Raw genomic sequence first — 26,100 nt, forward strand, 5'->3', positions numbered from 1 at the left:
GTATCAATATGCATAATCAAAGCACCCTGAAATATCTGCATCCAGTAAAAATGCTGTTTTCTGTTTTAGTGCTATGAATATAGCTTCAATGGCATCATGACACGACCTACCAGACCTAAAACCATATGTGTTTGGCTCAAATTTTGCTTCCCACTCCGGTTCTATCACCATTTTTACAAGTGTTTGTTTTGCTCGATCTGATATTGTAGGAATACCAAGCGGGCGATACTCCGATGGCTTACCAGGTTTTGGAATCCAAACTCGTCTCGATGGTTTTGCTTTTTCTCTTATATCCAAAGAATATACTAATTGTAACCTTTCTTTTTGATTAAGATTCGCTTTTCCATCTATACCTGCAGTCTTTTTTCCTCTGTTATCCTGAGTTACCTTTCTAACAGCGAGCGTTCTTGCACTTGTTGATCTGAGTAACAATCTCTGAAGATTATGCATCTTTTTGATATCATTACATTGTGAAGCTCGGTAAATTCGTTTTTGTAGCTTAAATGAAGATTTCTCCAGCTTGCGCCAAGGAATTTCATTCCATTCATACCTAACATTTTGTTGGCTCATAACATATTCACTACTATTCACAACTTTACCTTCCAAACTACAGTGTCTATGTTTGCATATCCTAAACATTACCTTAGGCATTAGCTTCTTAGACAATCCCTCTACATAGGAGCATTCGGCTGGCTACCTTCTTAGTTATCCTTTTGAAAATAAAGAATAATAAGAGCTTCTATGTAGTTACTCCGTTCCATAAAATCGTTTCTCGTTAAACTTAGGCTCTTACTATCTGCCGGAAGATTGGAAGCATCTTAATCAGGAAAAGCCGATCCTAATTACCCGTTTCTTCATACCTTTTGGTATATGCGTATTCAACCTTATTTCGCATATTCGAATTAACGACAGTTCAAACATAAGTTTCTTTTCGTAGCCATATCTAACTCTTCTCGAGAGGATTTATCATAAGGTTTGATATTACTCCCTTTTGATCCATGCTTACACCATGAGAATTTGCCACTTTCTTAAGGTGTGGATCATGATTTTACCCAGATGCTATGGGAGATGGAATTTAACCATCACGACATTTATGACCTTCGGGCCGCACTACTTTATATTCGTCCTGTCCTACCGCAGGGTAAAAGAAATTTATTACTTGAGATATAAATGAAGTTGGTCTGCTTGCTCCGCTTGTCACTGATGATTTTTTAGTTTCCCTCCTTCTTCTGCGTGCACTACAAACTTGATCTGCAGGATTTGTTGTACAAAACATATCTCTTACGCTACTATGCAATGCTTCCGCATTTTCTGCGGATTGAAGTGCTTGATCAGCAGAATCTTCAGCTTCTCCTGTAAGATTCACTGTTTGATTGTGTAGTATTTTAACCTTATCTTCCGTATCTTTAGCTTGTTTGGCAAAACCTTCTGAAGCATTTTTAGCTGCCTCTGCTGCTTTTTTAGCATCCAGAGTTTCATTTTTTGCTTTTCTTATCTCACGTAAAAACTGATCAGCTAATGTAGCACCTATTCCATCTATACCTGGCTCACCTTTTATGCCTTTAGGACCAATATCTCCTTTTAATCCGTCTATACCGGGCTCACCCTTGTTGCCTGTAAGACCTTGTGTACCATTGAAGCCCCTCAGACCTGGCTCTCCCTTAGGACCTTCTGGACCTTGCAATCCATTTGCACCTGGAGCTCCAATCTCTCCTTTCTCACCCATATCACCTTTTATTCCCATGGCTCCGTCTAATCCTTTAGGACCAATATCTCCTTTTAATCCGTCTATACCGGGCTCACCCTTATTACCTGTAAGACCTTGTGTACCATTGAAGCCCCTCAGACCTGGCTCTCCTTTTGAACCTGGCAACCCATCTGATCCTTTAGGACCTTCTGGACCTTGCAACCCATTCGCACCTGGAGCTCCGATCTCTCCTTTCTCACCCATATCACCTTTTATTCCCATGGCTCCGTCTAATCCTTTAGGACCAATATCTCCCTTTGTTCCATTTATACCTGGCTCACCTTTTATGCCTGGCTCTCCCTTAGGACCTTGTGCACCTGGCAATCCATCTGTTCCAGTATCTCCTTTATCACCTTTAGAACCAGTATCTCCTTTGGGACCTTTTATCTTTCCTGGATTTTGTCTCAACTCTTCTGCTATTCCTTCACGTAAGACTGGATCATTTACCAGCACTTTTTTACTTGATCATCTTTTGCTTCTAGTACTGCTCTTCCTAATTCACCTACTTTTTGAGTGTCAAAGAACTGATGAACAATATTTTCAACTATTGTTTTTGCTGCATTCACATCGCCTTTTAATTTGGCATACTCAAGCAAATACTCAACTAATTTTTCCTTGTCTATTTCTTGCTTCACGATTTCTAGAGCCTTTGGCTGCTTATTTAAATCACTATGAAGCAGAAGATACTTAGCAAGTGCCCAATCGCTCACCTTACCTTTTATAAGATTGTGAGCTTCTATCTCGCTCATACTGCTTCTATCAACAAGTAGTTTAGCAAGCTTTTCTGCAAATTTTTCATATTTTTGGAAGGCTATAGGATCGGGATTATTTTTCTTTGTGGCATCGCTTGTTATCTTACTCACAGTATCTTTTATAATGTTTTTTGCTTCCTCTAAAGAAAGTTTACTTACTACTCCTTCAGTAAGTTTTGCTACATCAATTTTATTCACAAGTTCCTGCGAATTAAGATTAATTTTACCGGCAATCTGAGTTGCAAGATTTTCACCTTTGATACCATTTGCGTTAAGAACTGCTTCTCCTAGCTCAGCTTTTTTACTGGTAACTAATTCAGTTGCAATTTCTATAGCACTTGAGGCATCTCCCTTCTCACCTTTTGAGCCAGTATTTCCTTTAGAACCTTCTGGACCAGGAAAACCTCGGTCACCCTTATTACCTTTGGGACCTTGTTCGCCCTTTAACCCCCGTTCACCGTTACGACCTGGTTCGCCCTTTTGGCCTGGAGGACCTTGTATGCCCTTAACTAAAGCTTTTAAAGAATCTTCTCGCTTTACACGCTCACCAAAAAAAATGTGCTATTCTTTCTGAAAATCCCATGGAATTACGCTGATCTTCTTCCATTATAGCTGCTGCTAAAGGATATAGATGGGCTCTGTTAGAAGAAAATTCGCTAACAACTTGACTAATACTTGGAGTTATTCCATTAGTGCCTTGATTCCCTTTTTCTCCTTTAGGACCTTGTATACCTCGTGGACCAGGAAAACCTCGATCACCTTTGGAACCTTGGTTGCCGGTGAACCCCGGTTCACCGGGTGCACCGGTATAACCTAGTTCGCCCTTTTGTCCTGGAGGACCTTGAGGACCAGGCGCTCCATCGAAGCCTCTATCACCTTTTTGTCCCCTTACACCTGGCTCACCTTTAGGACCTTGTACACCAGTACGTTCTAATCTTTCAATTTTGCGTTTTAAAAGTTCAATTTCTGTTTCTAAATTTATATGTTCTTGAATATTCACATCAACCTCCAAAAAGTTATCAAAATTTTCTAAGTTATAATAATAAGGATATGGACCTGGTCTATTGTCGTGCTCATACCCAAAAGAATTAGGGTTAAAATTATAAAAATTTTTGCATGTGCTATTTTCATACGATATGCAACCAACATAACTATTGCCTAACTTTTTTACTGCGAAATAGGTATCTTGTGCTTTCAAGCTCTCCATTTCATGAAAAGGGAATAACTGGAATGTATTGCTTATACGAGTAAATACTGAAAGGATATTATTCAATATGCCAACTTTTCCACCAGTTAAATTATATACCTGAGCGCTCCTATATCCTTTGTACATATTTCTTGATTCTTTAAACAAATAGTCTCCTATTTTTATTTTGAGTCTTTTATCAGGTGAACTTTTAAGATCTTCCAAAATAAGACTGACATTTTCGCTACTAATTATGTCTTTTGGATCTATTAAAACCTTCCTGTTTTCTAGCAGTTCATAATAAATACTACAGCTTTCACGATTATATGCGTTAACATAGAAACCATCTGTGTAACCATGAGGTATACGATCAATAGTATCTATCATAGTATCTTTGCCATCATAGTAATAATAATAAGGTTGATCAGGGGTAGTAACTAAAGCGAATTTGTAATCATTTCTTACGCTTTCTAGCTTTAGTTGTAGCTCTTGAGATAAGTCGTTTAGTATACCGTCATGCTTCAAATCCAAAATTTCAAAACGCTGACCAGTAGCGTCATCCTGAATGGCTTTGTTGCATAGCACTGATAGGCATGTAAATCACAATGAACTTACGCAGCTAATTTAAATTTAGCCATACCAATATCAGTAAATTTGTTCAGTAAGTAGCACTTAATTAACAGCTCTTTTTCACGATTTACCTCTGATTTATTTTTCAAGCCAAACCCAAATATTTGCTTCAACCTATAGAAAAAGACTTCAATATAAGACCGTGCTCCATACTTAACTTTTTTCTTCCATTCATTAATACCATCTTCATAATTCTCATATGACCTAATTCTACTAATATACTTGTTTCTTTCTGATAAGTAGTCAGCTAAACAAATTTTAGTATCCTTCCTAGGGCGAATAATAGGCACAATATTGTATTTTCTGCATTCTTTATACACACTTTTTATATCATAAGCCGCATCTGCTCGAATAGAACAAATGTTATATTTATCACTGACTTCTTCTAACATATCGCAGACCGGCAAATAGTCTACAGCAACACCACTAGTGTAGTTCATGCTTATTGCTTTCTTATCATTTATGTTTAAAATAACATGTAATTTTCTTACTTGACCATAACCACTGTATTTTCTTTTTCGAATATTAAGCTTACTATGCCCACCGTTATTATTGTAGATACTAACTCTAGTGCTATCTACGGCAATTTCAACATTTTCCAGATCATCTTTATTGCTTCTATGGTCATCAATCTTCAAATTAAGCTTTTTAAATCTTCTGGAAGCTTGTGTATAGCTGATAATCTTAAGTTTTTTGCCTATTTGTACCATATAACCTTTTACAAAACCTACAGCTTGTCTCAAGCCAATTCTAAAAAGATGAACTATTATGTGTATTAAAATTACAACTTTATCACTATAAGTGTTATTGCCACCTGCAACTTTTGGACTATTTTCATACCAATTTTCTATGGCTTGATTAACAAAATGAAAAACATTTCCTCTTTTTTTTAGAAACTCATTATATTCTCTTTGGTTACTTACTCTCATTTTTTGTGGCATAAGTTATACTTGTTTGAAAAATGCCTATTTTACAACAAAATGCGTTAGTAACCATAAGCTTTTCTCCTTACAATAACCTCAACCAACACTAGCTATGCAACAAAGCCATCCTGAATAATGTAAGATACACTAGGCAGGCTAAATGTTGTTTTGTTATTTAATCTTATTTGTGCAGGTATCCTACGACCAGTTCTATTATTACAATCGTTTTGTGGAATATCTTCTTTTTCTAGTTTAAAACGCATCTCCACCTCCCTTTGCGATTAGATATAATTAATTTATGGGTATTAATTATTGATTAATAATGATGATAAGTAAATATGATTATGCTTTATACTAATTTAGTTATAAATTAATTTGTGAAAGAAAGTTATCCTTTTTAAACTGATTATAAAAAGGCTTTATATCATCCAGTTTCTTACCACTACAGCTCTGTCACTGATATATGATGTCATTCCAGTGCCTGACACTGCAATCCCGTTGCAAGGGTTTTCAATATAGGAATGAATTCTATTAATCTATAAAAATACTCTCACCTTTAGGATAAAAGATATAGAGGAAATTGTCAAGCAGTTTTTTCATGACCAGCTAGATAAATAGCTACTTCTTCAATTTGATTGAGGTGAAAAATTGATTGCCGTTGCGGTAAATAAGCAGCATTACTGAATCTTTGCCGTCTTTTTTGACTGCTGAATCAATTTGTTTTTGAAAATCATTAGTATTTTTAATATCGATTCCATCTAGTTGGATAATTATATCACCTTTCTTAATAACACGTAGTGTAGAATTACTACTACTATCTACACTAGTAACTACTACACCCTTTGTGGGTGCATTTTTTTTTAGTTCTTTTGGCAAATTTGAAACGGTTAAACCACTTATATAACTAGATGTTGATTTATTTTCTTCTTGATTATTACCTGAATCATCATTTGTAGATTCCTCGATTGCAACCTTGATATTGACTTCTTTACCTTTTCTAAGTAACTTAACCTGTACTTTCTTTCCGGGCTCAGTTCGTGAAACCATATGAGGTAATTGCGTCATTCTATCAATTTTTTTGCCGTCAAACTCTAATAGTATATCACCTACTTTGATTCCTCCTTTCTCTGCAGGACTGCCCTTTACTACGCTTGCAACTAATGCACCTTTGATATCTTTTAAACTCAAGGATTCAGCAAATTCTTTTGTTATAGGCTGAACTTGCACGCCAAGCCAACCATGTTTTATTTTTTTACCACTTTTTAATGTATCAATAATTGAAATAGCTAGATTAGATGGTATAGCAAAGCCTATACCCACGTTACCGCCAGACTCAGATGGGGAATAAATAGCAGTATTAATACCTATAACTTTTCCATTTAGATGAAATAGTGGTCCCCCTGAGTTACCTCTATTAATTGCAGCATCAGTTTGAATAAATTCATTCATAGTACCAATACTAATGTCTCTAGATCTTGCAGACACAATTCCTGTACTTACAGAGCCACCCAAACCAAAAGGGTTGCCTATTGCAATAACTGTATCACCAACTCTTGCTTTATCAGAATTACCAAATTCAACAAAAGGAAGATCTTTATCAGAATTAATCTTAAGCACAGCAAGATCAGTTTTTGCATCATAGCCTAAAACTTCTGCTTTGAAATAAGTATTATCGTTCATAGTAACTGTAATATCTTGGGCATTTTTAATAACGTGATAGTTGGTTACTATGGTTCCACTTTTATCTATAATAAATCCAGACCCAAGTAACGTCACTTCTCTATTAATGCTAGGAGCTCTATCGAAAAATTGATCAAAATGCTCGAAAAATTCTCTAAAGTCATCAAAGAAATTATTTCTTGGCGTAAAGGGAATTTTAGTTCTACTGTTATTTTCTTGCTTAACTATTTGCTCACTTGAAATATTTACAACTGCGGGAATAAGTTCTTCCACCATATCAGCAAGCCCTTTATTACAACTACATACAGGATCTGCAACTGTTTTTGCAAACAGATTAGCATATGAAGAAAATGAAATTAAAAAATATGCAAATATAGATAAAATAAATGCTTTACTTTTCATAAACTATTTCCATCCCTTGTTCAAAATATCTAAGAAATTATTATTTGGTGAAAGCACAAATTTAGTATTACCCTCAGCAAATGATTTACTGTAAGCTTTCATGGAGCGATAAAAGTTAAAAAACTCTTCATCAACCTTGAATGCCTCATTATAGATTCTAGTTGCTTCAGCATAACCACGGCCTCTTATTTCATGTGATTCTTTTACTGCACTAGAGACAATTCCCCTTTTTAATTTATCAGCTTTTGATCTAATTTCTTGTCCAGCTTGTTCTCCTTCTGCTCTAATTTCTTTTGCTTCCTTTTCTCTTTCAGTTTGCATGCGGCGGAATATTGCAGAACTATTTTCTTCTGGTAGATCTGCTCTCTTAATTCTTACATCTATTATCTCTATGCCAAATTTTCCAGCTTCAGAATAAACTCCACGTTGAATTAATTGCATAACTTCTGATCTCTTTTCATTCAACAAACTAATTAATGAAAATCTTCCTATATTCTCCCTTATGTGAGCTTCTATGACAGGATATAATCTTCTAACTAGCCCTGATTCATTTTTCACAGTTTGATAAAAAGTAATAGGATCTATTATTTTATATTTTGCATAAGCATCTACTATAATACGCTTTTGATCTGCAGTTATCACTTCCCTTGGAGTTTTATCAGGACTTAAATCTAAAATTCTCTTATCAAGAAATTCTACGTTATTTATAAATGGCAATTTAAAATATAAACCACTGTCCCTAACATCTTTTACGACTTTACCGAGTTGTATAACTATTGCTTGTTTTGTTTCTTGAACAACGAAGATTGAATTAGATAAGGCAATCAATAATACAATAAATATAAAAGCAAAAACAATTTTTATATTACTACTCATGGCTATTTTCCTAAATTTGTAAGAGGTAAATAAGAGAACATACCTTTCAGATCGTCTGTTATAACAAACTTATCTACCTTGCTGAAAATATTTTCCATAGTTTCAAGATAAATACGATTCTTAACAAGAGAAGGATTTTGTCTATATTCTTCGTAAAGAGATAAAAAGCGATTTGCATTACCTTTTGCTTCATTTATTATTTCATTCTCGTATGCTTCTGCATCTAATTTTATCTTTATTGCTTCACCTTTTGCACGAGGTATAATATCATTACTGTAAGCGTATGCTTCGTTTATGGTACGCTCCTTATCTGCGCGAGCACTTTGTACATCCCTAAATGAGCTAATCACCTTTTCTGGTGGATCAATTTTTTTCATTTGAACGGATAAAATCTCTATACCCATTTGATATCCATCAAGAATCTGTTGCAATAAAATTATAGTATCTCTGGAAATTTCAGCCCTGCCTTGACCTTCGAGTGCAAAAGAGATCGTATTCTTACCTATTATTTCTCTCATAGCACTTTCAGCAGCATTTTTAACGCTAAAACCAGGTTTATAATCCCGCACTTTGAATAAATAATCTTTAGCATCCCTGACTCTCCATTGGACCTCAAAGTTAACGTTGACTATGTTCTCATCTCCGGTAAGCATCACTCCTTCACCACGATCTGTATCTCGCCCATAAGAGCTGCTTATCCCAATTTCTTCACGATTTACTTCTTTAACATTTACTTTAAAAACCTTACCAATAGGGTAGGGAAAGTGATAACGCAAACCAGATGTTTCTGTATTGGAATATTTGCCAAAAGTAAGTTCTATACCTTCCTCACTCGGATGGACAATATAGAAACCAGTACAAAGATAAAACAACAAAACAATAAAAATGATGAAATAAGGTTTTTTCCCTCTATTTCTGGTTAAGCCATTAAAAAAGCATCTTATATCAGACACAGCTTTACTTAAAATATCTTCATTACTTGAACCTGACGGTTTCTTTCCAAGATTCCAAGGATTACGCTCATCCATAAAAATTATTAATTGTATAACTAATACGCTGATGTTACTTAATCTTATCAAAAAATGCAAAACTATTTTGTTTGCAGATTAATGATCGGAGTGAAGGATGTGATCATACACTTCCTTTTTCTCTATATGATATGGTCAATTCTACAGAATTTCTGGCTTTTTTTGAATTCTTTATTGTCGTTTTTGATAAGTATCTTTCATTAACTGGTTTTCAAAAGGATCCGACCTTCTTCCATAAAATTCATTTTTAAGACTAGACCTACTAAAAGGATCTGATGATAGATGATTCGTTGTTGTTCCATTCTGGGCCAATACAGTTTGGCTTTGTTGCATAGCTAGTGTTGGTTGAGGTTATTGTAAGGAGAAAAGCTTATGGTTACTAACGCATTTTGTTGTAAAATAGGCATTTTTCAAACAAGTATAACTTATGCCACAAAAAATGAGAGTAAGTAACCAAAGAGAATATAATGAGTTTCTAAAAAAAAGAGGAAATGTTTTTCATTTTGTTAATCAAGCCATAGAAAATTGGTATGAAAATAGTCCAAAAGTTGCAGGTGGCAATAACACTTATAGTGATAAAGTTGTAATTTTAATACACATAATAGTTCATCTTTTTAGAATTGGCTTGAGACAAGCTGTAGGTTTTGTAAAAGGTTATATGGTACAAATAGGCAAAAAACTTAAGATTATCAGCTATACACAAGCTTCCAGAAGATTTAAAAAGCTTAATTTGAAGATTGATGACCATAGAAGCAATAAAGATGATCTGGAAAATGTTGAAATTGCCGTAGATAGCACTAGAGTTAGTATCTACAATAATAACGGTGGGCATAGTAAGCTTAATATTCGAAAAAGAAAATACAGTGGTTATGGTCAAGTAAGAAAATTACATGTTATTTTAAACATAAATGATAAGAAAGCAATAAGCATGAACTACACTAGTGGTGTTGCTGTAGACTATTTGCCGGTCTGCGATATGTTAGAAGAAGTCAGTGATAAATATAACATTTGTTCTATTCGAGCAGATGCGGCTTATGATATAAAAAGTGTGTATAAAGAATGCAGAAAATACAATATTGTGCCTATTATTCGCCCTAGGAAGGATACTAAAATTTGTTTAGCTGACTACTTATCAGAAAGAAACAAGTATATTAGTAGAATTAGGTCATATGAGAATTATGAAGATGGTATTAATGAATGGAAGAAAAAAGTTAAGTATGGAGCACGGTCTTATATTGAAGTCTTTTTCTATAGGTTGAAGCAAATATTTGGGTTTGGCTTGAAAAATAAATCAGAGGTAAATCGTGAAAAAGAGCTGTTAATTAAGTGCTACTTACTGAACAAATTTACTGATATTGGTATGGCTAAATTTAAATTAGCTGCGTAAGTTCATTGTGATTTACATGCCTATCAGTGCTATGCAACAAAGCCATACAGTTTCTGCAAGATCTATTCTCTTTAATAGCTTTTATTAGCCCTCTTCTCACTATTTCATATATTAGCCTCTTGTTCTGAAACCTTACCTCTGATTTATTTGGATGCACATTTACATCAACTTGATCATACGGTATCTCTAAGTGCAGCGCTGCAAAAGGATATCTATTGCTTGGAATAAGGTCGTGATACGCATAACGAATTGCACCAATAAGTAGATTATCTTTAATTGGTCTACCATTAACAAATGTATAGATCTGAGTTGAATTGCTACGATTGACAGTAGGTTTACAGATGTATCCTGTAAGTCTAATGCCATCTTCTTCTTCACTAATTTGCAAAGAGTTTTCATGAAATTCTTCTTCTACTTCGCATAGCCTGCTAAATAATGAGTTCTGCTTAGCATACTTAAGAAGCTTCTTATTATCGGAGATAAGAGTAAACTCAATTCCATAATTGATCATTGCTAAGTTGTTTACAATATCAACAATGCTTTGTGTTTCTGCCCTTTCGGTTTTGAGAAATTTTAGTCTATTTGGTGTGGCAAAAAATAAATCTCGTACTTCAATATATGTTCCTATCGATAAAGGATAAGGAACAAGCTCTCCTATTTTTTCTCCCCCCTCATACCTTATAGACCATGCTTGATCTGCTTTGCTTGCCTTAGATGATAATTTTATTCTGCTTACTGCTGCAATTGAAGGCAAAGCTTCTCCTCTAAAGCCAAGATGCTTGATCTCTATCAATTCACTGTCACTCAATTTTGAAGTAGCATGGCGCATAAACGCAAGTTCTAAATCATCCTTTTTTACTCCGCTACCATCATCGATTACAGTAATGAGGTTACGCCCACCACTTTCTATCTTAATTTCTATCTCTGAGCTTCTGGCATCTATTGCATTTTCCACTAATTCCTTTACCACACTTGCAGGCCTTTCTATTACCTCTCCTGCTGCTATACGATTTATGGTTTTTGTATCTAAAAGAACTATTGCCATTATAATGTTGGTTTTTCTTTTACTGCTTTAGTTTGCCCCTCTCTCCATTTTTTTAATCTATCTGCAATTTCACTATTAGAAATCGACAATATAGATGCAGCAGTAATAGCGGCATTGCATGCTCCACTCTCTCCTATAGACATTGTTGCAACTGGAACACCTTTTGGCATCTGCACTATAGATAATAGACTATCTAGCCCATTTAATTGCTTGCTATGCACAGGAATACCGATAACAGGTAAATAAGTAAGCGATGCAGTCATACCAGGTAAATGAGCCGCTCCTCCTGCACCAGCTATAATAACCTTAAAGCCTTTTTCTTGAGCAGACTTAGTAAAATTAAAGAGTCTCTCTGGTGTTCTGTGTGCGGATATTATAAATACATCATGTGAAATTTCCAATTCTTTTAATAGGTTAATAGCATGCACCATAGTGCCATAATCCGACTCGCTTCCCATAATTACAGCAACATCCTTTTTCATTTTTTCTGTATTAGACATGATTTTATTTACTAACCAAATAGTATTTCAGAAGCAACAGATATTTAAATTAAATTACGAATATGATATAGCATTCTTATTAAATAGAAACTTTAAAAATTGAAATGAATCCCTATATTAAAATATAGGGGTATAAATTTCGGATATAAGGGTCTATTCATAATCTTTTTAGAAGCAAAGCGGTGGAAGCAAAAAGACGATTTGTAAGCTAGTATTGAATTTTGCTTATCACAATTGTCTACACTTTTCTATAAGAGTATTAGAGACTTACCTTTTGACAATACGGCAAAGATTTCTACAGTTACATCCTTTTATTTGTTTCTTTGCAATTACTTTTTTATATATGTTTCAAAACACTTTCTTTACTTCCGCTATGTTTTTTACTTCATTTGTTAAAATAATCTTGCCATTTTGAAAACATTGTTGATTCACTGAAGCCATCAACTATGTTTTTTAAAATTTTTTGAATTTAGTCTCATTTGTTGATAATTTTGTATTTTTATTCAATTGAAAAATGTATTTTGGCAACAAAAACCCTAGTTTATACAGAAAGAAATTTATATCAAACAGCAAGCACTGCTTAGATTTTATGGTTAACGAATATGTGCTTTAAATGTGTGTAGACGCACATATTCGTTAACCTATTTTCTATACAGATTTTTTATTTCATATTAATTGCTTCTTTAAGTCTTGCATTGGCAATTACTATGATTTTTCGCATTAGAGCTGTTATAGCTACCATCTTCTTTTTACCTCTACCAATAAGATCAGAATAAAAAGCACCAAGTGCAGATTTAGATCTTGCAGCAGCCATAGCAGCTGTGAAAAGCTTTGCACGAACATTGCTCCTACCACCTGTTATCCTTCGGTAACCAATAGTTTTACCGCTTTCTTTTGGATGTGGAGCAACTCCAGCAAGACTTGCAACTTCTTTTTTGTTTAGGTGGCCAAGTTCTGGCATTAGACACACAAAAACTTGTGATAACTTGAGACCTATTCCTGGCACTGTTCTCAAGATCTTTTGACGCTTTTGTAACTCTGGATTTTTATCAATAATTCTTTGTATGGCATCGTTGAACTCATTTATCTGACTGGTAAAAAAGTCTATTGTTTTTTGGCAACTTTCCTTTATATAGTCGTTTTCAGGTGCTGCAAGCCTACATTTCTCTTGAGTTCTCATTTGTGTAATGTCATCACGACGTTGACAGAGTGCAACTAAGGCGGTTTGTTCTTTTGACATAGGCACAAATAGAGATAGAGCACTATAGCGTTCAAAACCATATTGAGCAAGGGCTCTTGCATCTGATTGATCTGTCTTTGCTAAAGTTCCATGTGATATGATAAAACTTTTTACTTTACGAGTATTAGCTCGATGTACAGCAACATTCTTATCAACAAGAAAATGTGCTAAGCCAAGCTCATATTTTCCAGTGTTTTCTAAAGTTACTAGAGAATTAGGTAGGATATCTGAAAATTTTTGAAACAACTGTTGCCAACCAGTAGCATCATTGTCAAACTTGATAGCGCTCCTTTGGTTATAAGCTGCAGCAACATTTTTAAATTTTCCGATATCAATGCCAATGAAATTTTGATAAGATGTAATCATAATAAATAACCTCGATAGTTTAATTAATTTAAGATTGTAAACGGGTGCATACATATGTCCCATGCAACTATTCAAACGTATCGAGGGATGGGGCTAGTTTACCTTGATGGCTACGGTTGTAATACCAACTTTCATTCGGTCGCACACGCCCGTGATAGCCCTATTCCTATAGTGAGTAGGGTTATCTTTCCCTCTTATCTCTTTTATATCACATTTTTAACTTACAACTTTTTAGGACCTGTAACACTATGTAAAATATATCCTAAATCTTCTTGATTTTGTTTCTTTCTACAGAACTCTACTCAGTTTTTCTCCTACTCATCTTGCTCTGTTTTCATAATTTACATACTCTATCTCCTGCTTTATTCCTTTCTTGAGATCATGTACAGTCTCTAAAACGAGTTTGTAAAATGATTATTTCTGTATTTTAAACTTTGCAATTTCAACTTATTCTCTTTAATAGTAAGTTTTTTACAAAATAATAGTTTGAAATTACTAGTATTTTGATAAAAATTATAGTCAATTTAAAATTTTGAGTATCATTATATCATTATAGTTATTGACAAATTATATAATATTAATATATTGGTATATTAAATATTATGATATAATATTTAATAAAGCTAGTTGGTATGTGAGAGTAAAAATTATGGAAACAATATCATTAAACAATCTGGATAGTGAAGCAATAAAAAAAAAATTGCTGAGCATAATAAGTAAAATTATAGGAAAAAATACTTGGACTCAAGCTTGTGCGGCTGAGAAACTTGGTATTGATCAACCAAAGGTGTCACAAATTAAAAGTGGTAAGACAAGTGGTTTTTCTTTAGAGAGACTGTTAGGTTTTTTGAAAAAGCTTGATCATGAAATAACAATTACAATAACAGAAAATCAATCAGTAAAAGCTAAAGAAGAAAAAGTAGAATGTAGAATTGGATCTCAATAGATCCGAAGTTGACATCTTATTTTTTGTGATATAGTATAAAGTTTATCAAGGTAGTATTTTATGATTGAGTCTATTGTAGAAAAGTGTGTAGAACAGGTACACAACCGTTTTAAATTGGTTCTGCTAGCAAGTCAAAGAACGCATGATTTGAGTACAGGGGCAAGCGATCCCGTTGAAATGGTTAAGTTTAAAGATCATAAGGATACGATAGTTTCTTTATATGAAATAGCAGAAAAGAAGGTGAATACTCATGAGTTGTTTAACCTTTTGGTGAAAAGGTGCAAGGAGCACATGAAAGGAAACACAGATAATACTTATATTAATAGTCCAAGTAAGCTAGCAAATTTGTTAAATTTTTCTGATCATCAACTTAACACAAGTCTGGATGTAAGTCAAGAAAGCCACGATGATGAAATAGATGATCAAGATAGTGGTGAAGAAGTACCGATTTAGAAATCTGCAGAGGTTATAATAGCTTATAAATGATTAGTATTGCTATCTATGCGCTTTTGTTCTGTATGAGTGTAATGTTATGTTGTATAGTATTTAGGTCAAGTGATGTGTACAATAAGATTTTAGCATTCAATAGTTTATCAACACAAGTAGTTTTACTCATAACAGCAATATCGATTACTCTGAATGATTTTTTTTTAATTGATATAGCATTACTATATGCTAGCATCAGCTTTATATCAACTATAGCGCTAATGAGATTAATGTTGTTTTGATAATTTATGGTAGCATCCATTCTCATATTTTTAGGTGTTTGTTTAATAGTCATTTCAAGCGTAGGAGTAGTAGTATTTCCTGATTTCTATACTAGACTACATGCTGCAGGTATTGCAGATTCTAGTGGTGCAATGTTGTTGTTGATTGGTTTTGCTTGGCAAAATGAATTTTCAATCAATACTATTAAAGTTATATTATTGATTTTTATAATATGGATAGCCAATTCAACTAACAGTTATATTTTAGCGCGTACTTATTATAAAAGTAAAGACTATTAAAGAAGGTTAAGATGCTAGAAATACTGAATCTAATATTACTTTTGCTGTTACTCACGGTTACAGTTTTTATAGTTCTTTCGAAACATTTGGTTGTAAGTGCTGTTCTAATGTGTGTATTTAGTTCACTTATTGCACTTATGTACTTGATTATGAATGCGCCAGATGTTGCAATTACTGAAGCTTCTGTTGGTGCAGGATTGAGCACAGTCTTTACGTTTGCAGCACTCTCTTTGGTAAAGAATTACAAAGCAAATTTATCTCATAGCCCCACAACACTTTTTTTTATGTTATTTTTGACTGCATGTTTATCATACTTTATGATTCAATTACCAGATTTTGGCAGTCATAATGCTCCAGTTCACTTGCACGTTGCTCCTTATTATGTAGAAAATACTGAAAAAGCTATTGGTATTCCTAATATAGTGACAGCTGTTTTAGCAAGCTTTCGTGGCTATGACACATTTGGAGAAACTATAGTAGTTTTTACTGCTGCACTTTGTATAATGTTAATATTAGAAGAGAAAGAAAGTGATTAAAGATCCGGTATTAAGTGCAGTAACATTTTTGATGATACCTTTTATCATTTTGTTTGGTTTATACATACAGTTTCATGGTGACTATACTCCAGGTGGAGGTTTTCAGGCGGGAATAATTATTGCTTCTGGGATAATATTATATTCTATGTTATTTGATATACCTACAACTTTAAAAGCAATACCTTACTCTATTATCAAATTTACTAACGTACTAGGTATTTTAACCTATGGAGGAGCTGGTATTATAACAGTTTTGTTTGGCCAAAATTTTTTATCCTATAGTATATTGTCAGCTGATAGTAGAACAGGTCAAAAATTGGGTATTTTCTTAGTGGAGCTGGGTGTATTGCTTACCGTCTCTTCTTCCATGTTAATCATATATATAAATTTTGCTCGCAAGAAAAAACAATGACTCTATATAATTATGTAGGCATTACTATATTAATGGTGCTAGGTTTCTATATCATTGTAAATGATAAAAACTTAATCAAAAAAATGATGGGATTAAGTGTCTTACAAGCATCTGTTTTGTTGTTTTACATATCTTTAGGGTATGTAAAAAGTTCTTTACCTCCTATATTGACTTCAAATTTTCACTTATATACCAATCCTATACCTCACGTCTTAATGCTTACTGCTATAGTGGTTGGAATTGCAACATTTTCAGTTGGATTGTCCATAGTAGTAAGAATGGAGAGATTAGTTGATTAAGAAGAGTGTGAATAAATTGACAGTATCTTAAACTATATGAAGTAGCAAGTAACTATAAATTAAGAATAAAACTATAAGCTTGCTAATTGTAAGTTTATTTGATAAATAAGAAAAAAATTATAAACTGTAAAGGTAATGATGTCAACTATTAATGGTACGGAAGATAGGAAAAAGATCATCAAAGATCTTGTAACCAAAAGTATAAGAAAGGGCGGTTTTATCACTTTTGATGATATAAATGATAAGTTGTCAGATGAAAGTTTTCCACCTGATTTTATAGATGATACTATAGCTTTATTGCAAGACTCTGGAATTAACATACTCGAAAGTAGTGAAGATGAGGAAGAAGCTCCTTCTAATGATGATGGTAATAAGCTTGATGATGATGAGACATCGTTGAATACTACTACAACTTTAGTGCAAAATGATGATCCAGTAAGGATTTATTTACAAGATATGAGCTCTGTAAAGCTTTTGTCACGAGCAGATGAAATTAAGATAGCAAAAAAAATTGAATCTGAAAAGCATAACATGTTACGTGCAATAATTGAAACATCAGTGGCATTCAACATGATCAAAACATGGCGTGATGATTTAAGTGGGGGAACTTTTTTGCTGAGAGAAATGATAAATCTAGATGCAATTTATAACTCTGATTTCAATATGGTAGCCAAAGAAGAAAGTGAAGCTGAAGATGTTAAAGATTATGTTGATGATGAGGAAAAAGGCAACGATGAAAAGGGAAATGAGAGTGAAGATATAAGTTCAGCGAATTTAAACATTTCTGTTCTTGAAATGGAAAGTGATTTATTGCCAAAGGTTATTACAGCATTGGATGAGATCATTACTTTAACAAATGAAGCATTGGTATTGAAAAAAAATTCTAAAGATTTCTCTAATGAGCTAGAAAATTTATATAATCAAATATGGTCTGTAGCATTACAAATTCAGTTTAGTGATGCTGCTATTGCCAGAATTACACAAAAACTTTACGAAATAAATAGACTAATCACGTTTGAAGAAGCTAATCTTATTACTGAGGCTAGAAAGTACGATATTGATAGAGAAAGTTTCTATAATATTTATTGTGCTGTGCTTTTAGAGCACGAATTGAGCGAAATCAGTCTTTTAAAGAAGAATGAAAATCAGTCCCTTTTTACAGGTGAATTAAAAAATAAATTCTTAAGGTTTATAAACGATAACTATGAATATATAGCTAGTGCCTTAAGAAATATTAAGAGTTATCTACAAGGAGATAAAGTACAAGAGTTTAAGGAGCTAATCAAGAGAATACAAAAACACGAACGAGAAGTCTCTGAAGCAAAGCAAGAGATGATAAAGGCTAATTTAAGGCTAGTGGTTTCAATTGCTAAAAAGTATTCAAAAAGAGGACTTGATCTACTTGACTTGATACAAGAAGGCAATATTGGTCTTATGAAGGCTGTAGATAAGTTTGATTACAAACGTGGATATAAATTTTCGACTTATGGTACTTGGTGGGTAAAACAATCAATAACTAGGGCAATACCTGAACAGTCTAAAGTAGTTAGAATACCAGTTCATATGGTGGAAATTATCAGTAAAATCAATAAAGCATTAAGAAAGATGACTCATGGAATGGGTAGAGAGCCAACATTAGAGGAATTAAGTATAGAATTGGCAATGCCGATAGAAAGAATACGTAAAGTTATGAAAATAGCAAGAGATCCAGTAAGTCTTGAAGCTCCAACAGGAAAGGATGATAGTAGTACCTTCGGTGATTGTATAGAAGATAAGCGAGTTTCTAAACCAGAGGATGCTGCAATACTTGCCGACTTGCGCGGTATTACGACCAATGTTCTTGCAACTTTAACACCAAAAGAAGAAAGAATTCTAAGGATGCGCTTTGGCCTTGGTAAAGATGGAAAGGAGCATACCTTAGAAGAAGTAGGAAAAATTTTTAATGTTACACGTGAAAGAATTAGGCAAATAGAGGCAAAAGCACTACGTAAGTTGAAACATCCAAGCCGTGCTAAAAAACTTAGAGGTTTCTTTTAAGGCAGAAGGGCTGCTCGAAAAATAGGTAAAATTCAGCCAAAGTTCTATAATTTTACCCTATTTTTCTTTTTTTATGGGCTTCATAGAGCAGTATGATTAGATATTGAATGTTATGGCAAATGAAAAGAATAACTCTAATTCAAAGTGTAAAAATTTTTGTGTTCTGGGTGATAGTTTATCTGATAATGGTGTAATTATTGAAATTTTAATAACTTATCCTTTGTAAGAAACGTGAAACTTAATGCCCCTTTTTATTAAGGAGGATTTTTAGCAATGGCCTTACTGTTGTTGAATATGTAGCAAGGTATTTAGGTTTAGAAGAATTTAAGTCATCATGGAGATGCTCATTTTTTGATCGATACTATGAACAGTAAGGTCATAACTATGCGATTTTATATGCAACAGCATCTGAAATTCTTAACCCTATTTTTTCTTATTTCCTCAATAAATTTCGTTTAGTTAATCAGCTAAACGCAGTAATTAAACATCATCCAGACGTAGGTAAAGGAGATTTTATTTTTCATTATAATCGAGGAAATAATATTATGGGTGCCACTGCTTATAACAATGTTAAAGCAGAAAAAGTATTGAAATAAAGCGGTTAGTGAAATATGTAATGCATTTGGTTCTAAATGAATATGGTGTAAAGCATGTGATTGTTGCAAATGTGACTGAGGTTGGTTTGATACTAGCTTTAATAAAGACGAAAAGCAAGAGAGCTGGCTGCAAAGCTTACACAGAGTTTCAATACAAGATTAGCTAATGATTTAGATTATATGAAGAAAGGTGCAGATCTTGAAATAAAAGCATTCGATCTTAATTCTAAAATGAAAAGTATGCTTGGTAAATATAAGAGCAAAGGGTTAAATGATCGAGATGCATACCTATCAAACATCGTAGACCAGTTTGGGGGAGGGTGATTTGGAAAAAGTATAAAGATACTCTTGTTGATATTTAAAGGAAGGCTTGATACTTACTATAATTCTGGATGCAGCACAGAAATACTAAAGGATTATTTCTTTTTTGATTATTTTTATCCAACTGCAGAACCTTATTGTGAAGTTGGTAATGAAATGTATGAGTTGATAAAAAATTAGATTTCTTTTAAACATCTTTACGGTTTGTAGTATAGCTCTTTTCATAATAATCCGGAAAGTTCATAGAAAAGCAGAATCAACAGCATGACGAAAAGATGTGAATAGAGGGATGTTTTTCCTAGCTCTATTTTTTATAGCAAACCAATGATGCTCAATTTTATTGAAATCTGGGGAATACGTAGGAAGATACAAAATTTCAGCACCAACTCCTTTAGCAAATCTTATTAGACTTATGAAAAGTAGCATTATCAAGGATAACAGTTTGTCCAGGTTCCAAAATCGGTGTCAAAAACTGCTCAAACCATTTATTAAAGATATCCATATTACAATGGCCCTCAAATGTTAACGGAACAACTATTTTTCTACCATTTAGAGCTGCAATCATGCTAATTCGTTGAGTTTTCTTTCCAGATTTTAGGGCATAAAACCGCTGTCCTTTCTGAGAATATCCATAGGGATAGTCTTCGGTATTATCAATACCAGATTCATCTATATATACTAAGTTTTGAGGTTCTTTTGTTGCTATAATTTTCAAAAATTCAGCACGTTTTTCTTCATTCCTTTCTTTGTATCCATATGTCTTTTTTTTCGTGTGAGTCCAATTTTTTTAAGAGCTCGATGAATCGTTGGGATACTAACATTACTCCAAAGCTTAGCCATTTCCGATAGAGTTTTTCCACCGTGTTTTTTGGCAAATTCAGTAAATTTATTCCAGTCGGTAATTTTGTGATTATAACCTCCATTTCCAAGTTTTTTCGACTGAAAATCTCCTGTTTCTTTTTTTCTTTGCTGCCACTCCCATAATGTAGTTCTTCCAATTTTAAATCTTGCTGCTACCGTTTCTCTGCTTTCCCCTTCGTCTAGCACTTCCATTGCTTTTTTTCTTAAATCATAACTATATGCTGCTGGCATACTTACCTTCACTACTATAAACTCTTATTTTAACCCGTTTGGACCATTATGAAAAGAGCTATAACTATCTGCGTAGCTGAATGGTAAAGGGAGGGGGGTAAACAAAGTAATCTAAAATATAGAGAAAATACAACGGTGCTTGATACATAGCTATTGCGATTTTATCCTCTTTTTGTCATTTTAGTGCTAGAATGACATTCTGCGAGTGAAGTTTATTCTTTGATATATTAACTATAAATATAGAGAAGTCTTACTAAATAAAAAGGTAAAAGGAACCTCTGAGTAGTGAAATTTTGACTCTATATTACTGTAAGTGGTGCTGTAATAATGTTCTAACAAGCGCGACTTGGCTGAGTATAGAAAAAATTTAAAAAACCGCTATAATTTTACGTAATCTACCAATAAACACCTAAGTTTTTACTGGATTTTGTGATTGATCCTACAGTCAAAAACAAATTTTGAGTCATAAATACTTTTAGTGCCATAATAAAATAGGGAGGTTTGTCAAGTAAAGTTCTTTATTTCATCAGATGCGCTGCCAAATTGTTATGCAAGCAAGTTTTTTAGTTTTCGTATATCCGAAGTAATTCTTGTGCATTGGCCTTGATTAGAGTCGGACATTCTCTATCATTTAATAATGAATGCAATATTTCAATTGCACCTTTAATGTCGTTACTGTGTATCTTTACTATAGCGATAGCTTCTTGGCTTGAATAAGGGTACACTGCATTTGATTCTAAATTACTAATTTTATCTTTATTTGTTTTTTCACCGCTGGAGTGAAGTAAGCTCATTACTTCTAAGTATTGTGCTAACTCACGCAAAACATCAGGAGCATCTTTATCGTTTGCCAAATCATTATAAATAATAGATGCTGTGTCTGTTGGCATTGAATCTGAGATATGATTGAATGCGCGTTCAAAATTTGCTAAATACTCCCAATTTGAATCTATTTCTTCTAGCAGCGACTTATTATCTTTTTTTAAGAATAATACTTCGTAAAACTTGTCACCTGCAGTTATAGATTGTTTTGTGTTATCAATGTTGCGCAGTAAGTATAATGTGATGCCAACTAACATTGGCGCGAGTGCAAGCAGAAAGATGTATTTTTTCATGGTAATATTCCAAATAGTTATATATTTATACATTAATGCTTTTGATTTGCAAAAACATATTGACATAGTGATTATATCACATAATAATATTCTTAGAGTTGTTTGAATAGTTAGAGATTAAAATATTTCTAAAGTAGAAATAAAGACAGCAGTATTAAGCTAAATTATTTTTTGTCGGATTTATCCGATGTACCCTCAACCTTTTATAGGTTGAAGTCTAAATTTGAGAGTTTGATCCTGGCTCAGAATGAACGCTGGCGGCAGGCCTAACACATGCAAGTCGAACGGAGTTATATTGTAGCTTGCTATGGTATAACTTAGTGGCAGACGGGTGAGTAATGTATAGGAATCTACCTAGTAGTACGGAATAATTGTTGGAAACGGCAACTAATACCGTATACGCCCTACGGGGGAAAATTTATTGCTATTAGATGAGCCTATATTAGATTAGCTAGTTGGTGGAGTAATAGCCTACCAAGGCAATGATCTATAGCTGATCTGAGAGGATGATCAGCCACACTGGAACTGAGATACGGTCCAGACTCCTACGGGAGGCAGCAGTGGGGAATATTGGACAATGGGCGAAAGCCTGATCCAGCCATGCCGCATGAGTGAAGAAGGCCTTTGGGTTGTAAAGCTCTTTTAGTGAGGAAGATAATGACGGTACTCACAGAAGAAGTCCTGGCTAACTCCGTGCCAGCAGCCGCGGTAATACGGAGAGGGCTAGCGTTATTCGGAATTATTGGGCGTAAAGGGCGCGTAGGCTGGTTAATAAGTTAAAAGTGAAATCCCGAGGCTTAACCTTGGAATTGCTTTTAAAACTATTAATCTAGAGATTGAAAGAGGATAGAGGAATTCCTGATGTAGAGGTAAAATTCGTAAATATTAGGAGGAACACCAGTGGCGAAGGCGTCTATCTGGTTCAAATCTGACGCTGAAGTGCGAAGGCGTGGGGAGCAAACAGGATTAGATACCCTGGTAGTCCACGCTGTAAACGATGAATGTTAAATATGGGAAGTTTACTTTCTGTATTACAGCTAACGCGTTAAACATTCCGCCTGGGGACTACGGTCGCAAGATTAAAACTCAAAGGAATTGACGGGGACCCGCACAAGCGGTGGAGCATGTGGTTTAATTCGATGCAACGCGAAAAACCTTACCACTTCTTGACATGGAAATCATACCTATTCGAAGGGATAGGGTCGGTTCGGCCGGATTTTACACAAGTGTTGCATGGCTGTCGTCAGCTCGTGTCGTGAGATGTTGGGTTAAGTCCCGCAACGAGCGCAACCCTCATCCTTAGTTGCTATCAGGTAATGCTGAGTACTTTAAGGAAACTGCCAGTGATAAGCTGGAGGAAGGTGGGGATGATGTCAAGTCATCATGGCCTTTATGGAGTGGGCTACACACGTGCTACAATGGTGTCTACAATGGGCTGCAAGGTGCGCAAGCCTAAGCTAATCCCTAAAAGACATCTCAGTTCGGATTGTACTCTGCAACTCGAGTACATGAAGTTGGAATCGCTAGTAATCGTGGATCAGCATGCCACGGTGAATACGTTCTCGGGTCTTGTACACACTGCCCGTCACGCCATGGGAATTGGTTTCACTCGAAGCTAATGGCCTAACCGCAAGGAAGGAGTTATTTAAAGTGGGATCAGTGACTGGGGTGAAGTCGTAACAAGGTAGCAGTAGGGGAATCTGCAGCTGGATTACCTCCTTAGGCTTTGTACGTAATTCACCATTTCAAATAATAGTGTCATTATGTACTATACTGCTGTCTTTACTTCTACTTTATTTTTTAATTTCTCGATAACGAAATTTTATGAGTAACAGGCCTCTTTCCCCACATTTACAAATATATAAAGTACAAGTTACTAGTTTTTTTTCTATTATGCATAGATTGACTGGTATCTTGCTATTTCTTTTATTAATCATACTTTCTTGGTATTTTATATTATATGTTTACTCCCCTAAGTTAATTATAGTAAGGTGCTTAAATGCATTATTGTTCACTCCTGTTGCTAAATTAGCTTATATCTTATGCTTTGTAAGCTTTATGTATCATTTTCTTAATGGTATTCGTCATTTATTGTGGGATGCTGGGCTTAATTTAGAAATTGCTAGTGTTTTAAAAAGTGCTATATTACTAACAATAATGCTATTTCTTTCTACTATGGCTTTTTTATTTATATTTATATGAGTCAATCTGTAAATTCAGTACATCATTGGTGGATCCAGCGTGTTTCTGCGGTGATTTTGTTATTTTTATTTCCTTGGTTTATTTACTCATTTTCTTGCACATTTTATGTTGATAGCCCTTTATCTTTTAATGAAAAATTATTTCAGGCTATTAATCATCCACTAGAGCTTTTGTTTTTTGTTATACTGGTGTTTTGCATTTTTTGGCATGCAGTTCTTGGAATGCAGTTAGTGTGTGAAGATTATATAGACAGCGTACCTCTAAGGATTTTTACAATTACATGCATGAAATACTTATCAAGCATTACTTATATAGTCCTTGCTTTTACGACTTTTTTCTTTTATAGGCATATTTTCTTGTAAAGTTGCCAGTTCTATGTTAATATATTATTAGTGTACTAGTTTTATTATTGAACTATAGCGATTTTGGTTTAGCAATATGTTAGAGACATTGAAAAAGTGGGGAATAGACCTTACGCTAAAGGTGAAGGATCTATTTAGTTCATCTGAGTCTCAAGTTTATGTCAAAGACCTTAGAAAGGTAATGATATATGAGGATGGACGAAAGTGTCAATATCCAAAAAATTATGATCAGATTGTAGATTCTGGGAGAGTTGTAAAAAAAAATGACAAGCTTGTAAAAGATAAAGACGGAAATCCAGAGTACCAGCTTATATATAATGAATACAAATTTGATCTAGCCTTGGTTAAGGAAATTGATAAAAAATCTTACTTTACTATTGACTTTTTAGTTAGTAAAGGTAGGCGTGAGGTTAATGATTATAGTAAATTTTATAAGCCATTTAAGTTTTCAAAAATAGATCTTGAAAAACACTTGCCGGTCTTTGAGGTTGATACTAAGTTACTTAGATTAACTAATTCTTCTTTTCTTGCTAAAAAAGGTTGCTTCATCAATGATGACACGGGAGAAGTTGATGAGAAAGATAGAGATGAAAAAGGAAGAAATGGAAAATTACTATACGCTAGTGATTACAAGAAGCTAAGCACCCATTTTTCAGAAATTAGAGATCAGGATGGTAATCTAGAGCTAGATAAAAGTCTTATATCTGTTTCTATCGTTTTTGCTACAAGCTTGGCTAAAGTTTGTACTAAATTGTTGACCTCTCTTCCTATAAAGTTAGGGGAGTATTTAATAAGCGAACAAAACCCAATTGCAAAGTCTTTTGGCTATCTTTTGTTCACCCCTGCAATGGCAGTAAAAAATTTAGTGAATATGGGAGCTACCATACTTAAGGCTCCAATTTTATTGTTTGTAGCAAATGAGAAAAAGTATGGTGATGCTTATCTTACTATGTGGAAACACCAATTGAAAGAATGTTGGAAAGAAGTAAAAAGCGACTTTAATGTTGTTACAAATGGGGAAAGGCCAAAGCCGAAGCAGAAGGATCATAAGCCACTTAGCATAGCGGGTACATGGAAAGAGCTTAACGCTAGAAAATCAGATATTGAAAAAAACTTAGAGAAGGGGTTGAGCAAAAATAGTGAAAGTATAGATAAATCTAGAGAGCTAGGTGTTGGAGAAAGCTTAAAGGAAAAGTTGCAAAACAAAACTGATGAAAAAGTAGCTGCAGCCGTTAATCAAAAAAGCAACACTCCTCATATTGATAGAGAGATAGAAAGAAGACAAGACTCATCACGAAATGTAGGGACTCCATCACGCTCGTAGTCAACCATCACTTTAAATTACTTTTTACTTTAATCATCTCACAATAAAAACTTGCATGCATTTTGCCGTTAGTATAAGATATTAATCAA

Annotated in this window: 26 protein-coding genes, 1 rRNA gene and 2 pseudogenes; 14 read left to right on the forward strand and 15 right to left on the reverse strand. The window is 34.1% G+C overall.

All coding sequences use genetic code 11. The features are described from left to right. Positions 1-3 precede the first annotated feature (3 nt). The 10 genes from OPR58_RS01615 to OPR58_RS01660 all read right to left on the reverse strand — a co-directional run bounded on the left by OPR58_RS01615 (position 4) and on the right by OPR58_RS01660 (position 9,557). The gene (locus OPR58_RS01615) at positions 4-606 is read right to left on the reverse strand and encodes a reverse transcriptase N-terminal domain-containing protein (protein ID WP_265022360.1); all 603 of its coding nucleotides are present in this window, start codon (positions 604-606) and stop codon (positions 4-6) included. Between the two features lie 469 nt (positions 607-1,075). After that, complete coding sequence (locus tag OPR58_RS01620; RefSeq protein WP_265022854.1) at positions 1,076-2,200, reverse strand: collagen-like protein; 1,125 nt, start codon at positions 2,198-2,200, stop codon at positions 1,076-1,078. After that, positions 2,191-2,697, reverse strand: a complete 507-nt coding sequence (locus OPR58_RS01625; protein WP_265022855.1) for a hypothetical protein — start codon at positions 2,695-2,697, stop codon at positions 2,191-2,193. The genes OPR58_RS01620 and OPR58_RS01625 overlap by 10 nt, the downstream gene beginning before the upstream one ends. Before the next feature lie 346 nt (positions 2,698-3,043). Next, positions 3,044-4,270, reverse strand: a complete 1,227-nt coding sequence (locus OPR58_RS01630; RefSeq protein ID WP_265022856.1) for a collagen-like triple helix repeat-containing protein — start codon at positions 4,268-4,270, stop codon at positions 3,044-3,046. Between the two features lie 26 nt (positions 4,271-4,296). Beyond that, complete coding sequence (locus tag OPR58_RS01635) at positions 4,297-5,256, reverse strand: IS5 family transposase (RefSeq protein WP_265022212.1); 960 nt, start codon at positions 5,254-5,256, stop codon at positions 4,297-4,299. 92 nt (positions 5,257-5,348) lie between these two features. Next, complete coding sequence (locus tag OPR58_RS01640; RefSeq protein WP_265022857.1) at positions 5,349-5,501, reverse strand: hypothetical protein; 153 nt, start codon at positions 5,499-5,501, stop codon at positions 5,349-5,351. Positions 5,502-5,856: 355 nt separating this feature from the next. Then, positions 5,857-7,320, reverse strand: coding sequence for a DegQ family serine endoprotease (locus OPR58_RS01645; protein WP_265022858.1), 1,464 nt, complete (start codon positions 7,318-7,320; stop codon positions 5,857-5,859). Positions 7,321-7,323: 3 nt separating this feature from the next. Further along, positions 7,324-8,196 (reverse strand): protease modulator HflC, encoded by an 873-nt coding sequence (hflC, locus tag OPR58_RS01650; RefSeq protein ID WP_265022859.1) that lies wholly within the window; start codon positions 8,194-8,196, stop codon positions 7,324-7,326. A gap of 2 nt (positions 8,197-8,198) precedes the next feature. Beyond that, entirely contained in the window at positions 8,199-9,224 is a 1,026-nt protein-coding gene (hflK, locus tag OPR58_RS01655; protein ID WP_264375971.1) for an FtsH protease activity modulator HflK, read from the reverse strand. Positions 9,225-9,395: 171 nt separating this feature from the next. Continuing rightward, complete coding sequence (locus OPR58_RS01660; protein ID WP_265022860.1) at positions 9,396-9,557, reverse strand: hypothetical protein; 162 nt, start codon at positions 9,555-9,557, stop codon at positions 9,396-9,398. 94 nt (positions 9,558-9,651) lie between these two features. Between OPR58_RS01660 and OPR58_RS01665 the strand changes: the two genes are divergently transcribed. Further along, positions 9,652-10,611 (forward strand): IS5 family transposase, encoded by a 960-nt coding sequence (locus OPR58_RS01665; protein WP_265022212.1) that lies wholly within the window; start codon positions 9,652-9,654, stop codon positions 10,609-10,611. Positions 10,612-10,684: 73 nt separating this feature from the next. Here the strand turns inward: OPR58_RS01665 and mutL are convergent. The 3 genes and pseudogenes from mutL to OPR58_RS01680 all read right to left on the reverse strand — a co-directional run. Next, positions 10,685-11,656, reverse strand: a pseudogene (gene mutL / locus OPR58_RS01670) (DNA mismatch repair endonuclease MutL); the annotation flags it as partial. Continuing rightward, positions 11,656-12,156, reverse strand: coding sequence for a 5-(carboxyamino)imidazole ribonucleotide mutase (gene purE, locus OPR58_RS01675; protein ID WP_007302433.1), 501 nt, complete (start codon positions 12,154-12,156; stop codon positions 11,656-11,658). The gene purE and the pseudogene mutL, both read right to left, overlap by 1 nt. 661 nt (positions 12,157-12,817) lie before the next feature. Further along, a complete protein-coding gene (locus tag OPR58_RS01680) occupies positions 12,818-13,762 on the reverse strand; it encodes an IS110 family RNA-guided transposase (RefSeq protein WP_265022222.1) in 945 nt (314 codons plus the stop codon). Positions 13,763-14,411: 649 nt separating this feature from the next. Between OPR58_RS01680 and OPR58_RS01685 the strand changes: the two genes are divergently transcribed. From OPR58_RS01685 to OPR58_RS01725, 9 genes are all read left to right on the forward strand, one after another. Beyond that, on the forward strand, positions 14,412-14,708 hold the full coding sequence (locus OPR58_RS01685) for a helix-turn-helix domain-containing protein (protein ID WP_064085421.1): 297 nt from the start codon (positions 14,412-14,414) through the stop codon (positions 14,706-14,708). Positions 14,709-14,768: 60 nt separating this feature from the next. Then, complete coding sequence (gene rpoZ, locus OPR58_RS01690) at positions 14,769-15,161, forward strand: DNA-directed RNA polymerase subunit omega (protein ID WP_264682592.1); 393 nt, start codon at positions 14,769-14,771, stop codon at positions 15,159-15,161. Positions 15,162-15,190: 29 nt separating this feature from the next. After that, positions 15,191-15,436, forward strand: coding sequence for a monovalent cation/H+ antiporter complex subunit F (locus OPR58_RS01695; RefSeq protein ID WP_010404268.1), 246 nt, complete (start codon positions 15,191-15,193; stop codon positions 15,434-15,436). Positions 15,437-15,442: 6 nt separating this feature from the next. Further along, positions 15,443-15,715 (forward strand): monovalent cation/H(+) antiporter subunit G, encoded by a 273-nt coding sequence (mnhG, locus tag OPR58_RS01700; protein ID WP_012481981.1) that lies wholly within the window; start codon positions 15,443-15,445, stop codon positions 15,713-15,715. 11 nt (positions 15,716-15,726) lie between these two features. After that, positions 15,727-16,251 (forward strand): DUF4040 domain-containing protein, encoded by a 525-nt coding sequence (locus tag OPR58_RS01705; RefSeq protein WP_010404272.1) that lies wholly within the window; start codon positions 15,727-15,729, stop codon positions 16,249-16,251. Beyond that, positions 16,244-16,663: a Na(+)/H(+) antiporter subunit B gene (locus OPR58_RS01710; RefSeq protein ID WP_010404274.1), complete on the forward strand. Its 420-nt coding sequence runs from the start codon at positions 16,244-16,246 to the stop codon at positions 16,661-16,663. Before OPR58_RS01705 ends, OPR58_RS01710 begins: the two co-directional genes overlap by 8 nt. Next, positions 16,660-16,962: a cation:proton antiporter subunit C gene (locus OPR58_RS01715; protein WP_010404276.1), complete on the forward strand. Its 303-nt coding sequence runs from the start codon at positions 16,660-16,662 to the stop codon at positions 16,960-16,962. Before OPR58_RS01710 ends, OPR58_RS01715 begins: the two co-directional genes overlap by 4 nt. Before the next feature lie 138 nt (positions 16,963-17,100). Next, positions 17,101-18,999 carry an RNA polymerase sigma factor RpoD gene (gene rpoD, locus OPR58_RS01720; RefSeq protein ID WP_265022861.1) on the forward strand — a complete coding sequence of 633 codons (1,899 nt, stop codon included), beginning with the start codon at positions 17,101-17,103 and terminating at the stop codon, positions 18,997-18,999. 776 nt (positions 19,000-19,775) lie between these two features. Further along, the gene (locus OPR58_RS01725; protein WP_029237693.1) at positions 19,776-19,919 is read left to right on the forward strand and encodes a hypothetical protein; all 144 of its coding nucleotides are present in this window, start codon (positions 19,776-19,778) and stop codon (positions 19,917-19,919) included. A 237-nt stretch (positions 19,920-20,156) separates the two neighbouring features. Here the strand turns inward: OPR58_RS01725 and OPR58_RS01730 are convergent. Together OPR58_RS01730 and OPR58_RS01735 are read right to left on the reverse strand one after the other, a co-directional pair. Then, positions 20,157-21,008: pseudogene (locus OPR58_RS01730) on the reverse strand (IS630 family transposase). Positions 21,009-21,571: 563 nt separating this feature from the next. Beyond that, positions 21,572-22,189: a hypothetical protein gene (locus OPR58_RS01735; RefSeq protein WP_265022862.1), complete on the reverse strand. Its 618-nt coding sequence runs from the start codon at positions 22,187-22,189 to the stop codon at positions 21,572-21,574. A gap of 153 nt (positions 22,190-22,342) precedes the next feature. Here OPR58_RS01735 and OPR58_RS01740 point away from each other — a divergent pair. From OPR58_RS01740 to OPR58_RS01755, 4 genes are all read left to right on the forward strand, one after another. Then, positions 22,343-23,845, forward strand: a 16S ribosomal RNA gene (locus OPR58_RS01740). A gap of 102 nt (positions 23,846-23,947) precedes the next feature. Beyond that, positions 23,948-24,325 carry a succinate dehydrogenase, cytochrome b556 subunit gene (gene sdhC, locus OPR58_RS01745; RefSeq protein ID WP_010407125.1) on the forward strand — a complete coding sequence of 126 codons (378 nt, stop codon included), beginning with the start codon at positions 23,948-23,950 and terminating at the stop codon, positions 24,323-24,325. Continuing rightward, complete coding sequence (sdhD, locus tag OPR58_RS01750; protein WP_265022863.1) at positions 24,322-24,687, forward strand: succinate dehydrogenase, hydrophobic membrane anchor protein; 366 nt, start codon at positions 24,322-24,324, stop codon at positions 24,685-24,687. Before sdhC ends, sdhD begins: the two co-directional genes overlap by 4 nt. A gap of 76 nt (positions 24,688-24,763) precedes the next feature. Next, positions 24,764-26,011 carry a hypothetical protein gene (locus OPR58_RS01755; RefSeq protein WP_139686622.1) on the forward strand — a complete coding sequence of 416 codons (1,248 nt, stop codon included), beginning with the start codon at positions 24,764-24,766 and terminating at the stop codon, positions 26,009-26,011. Positions 26,012-26,100 lie beyond the last annotated feature (89 nt).

The organism is Wolbachia endosymbiont (group B) of Ischnura elegans, assembly GCF_947251585.1.
Classification (GTDB): Bacteria; Pseudomonadota; Alphaproteobacteria; order Rickettsiales; family Anaplasmataceae; genus Wolbachia.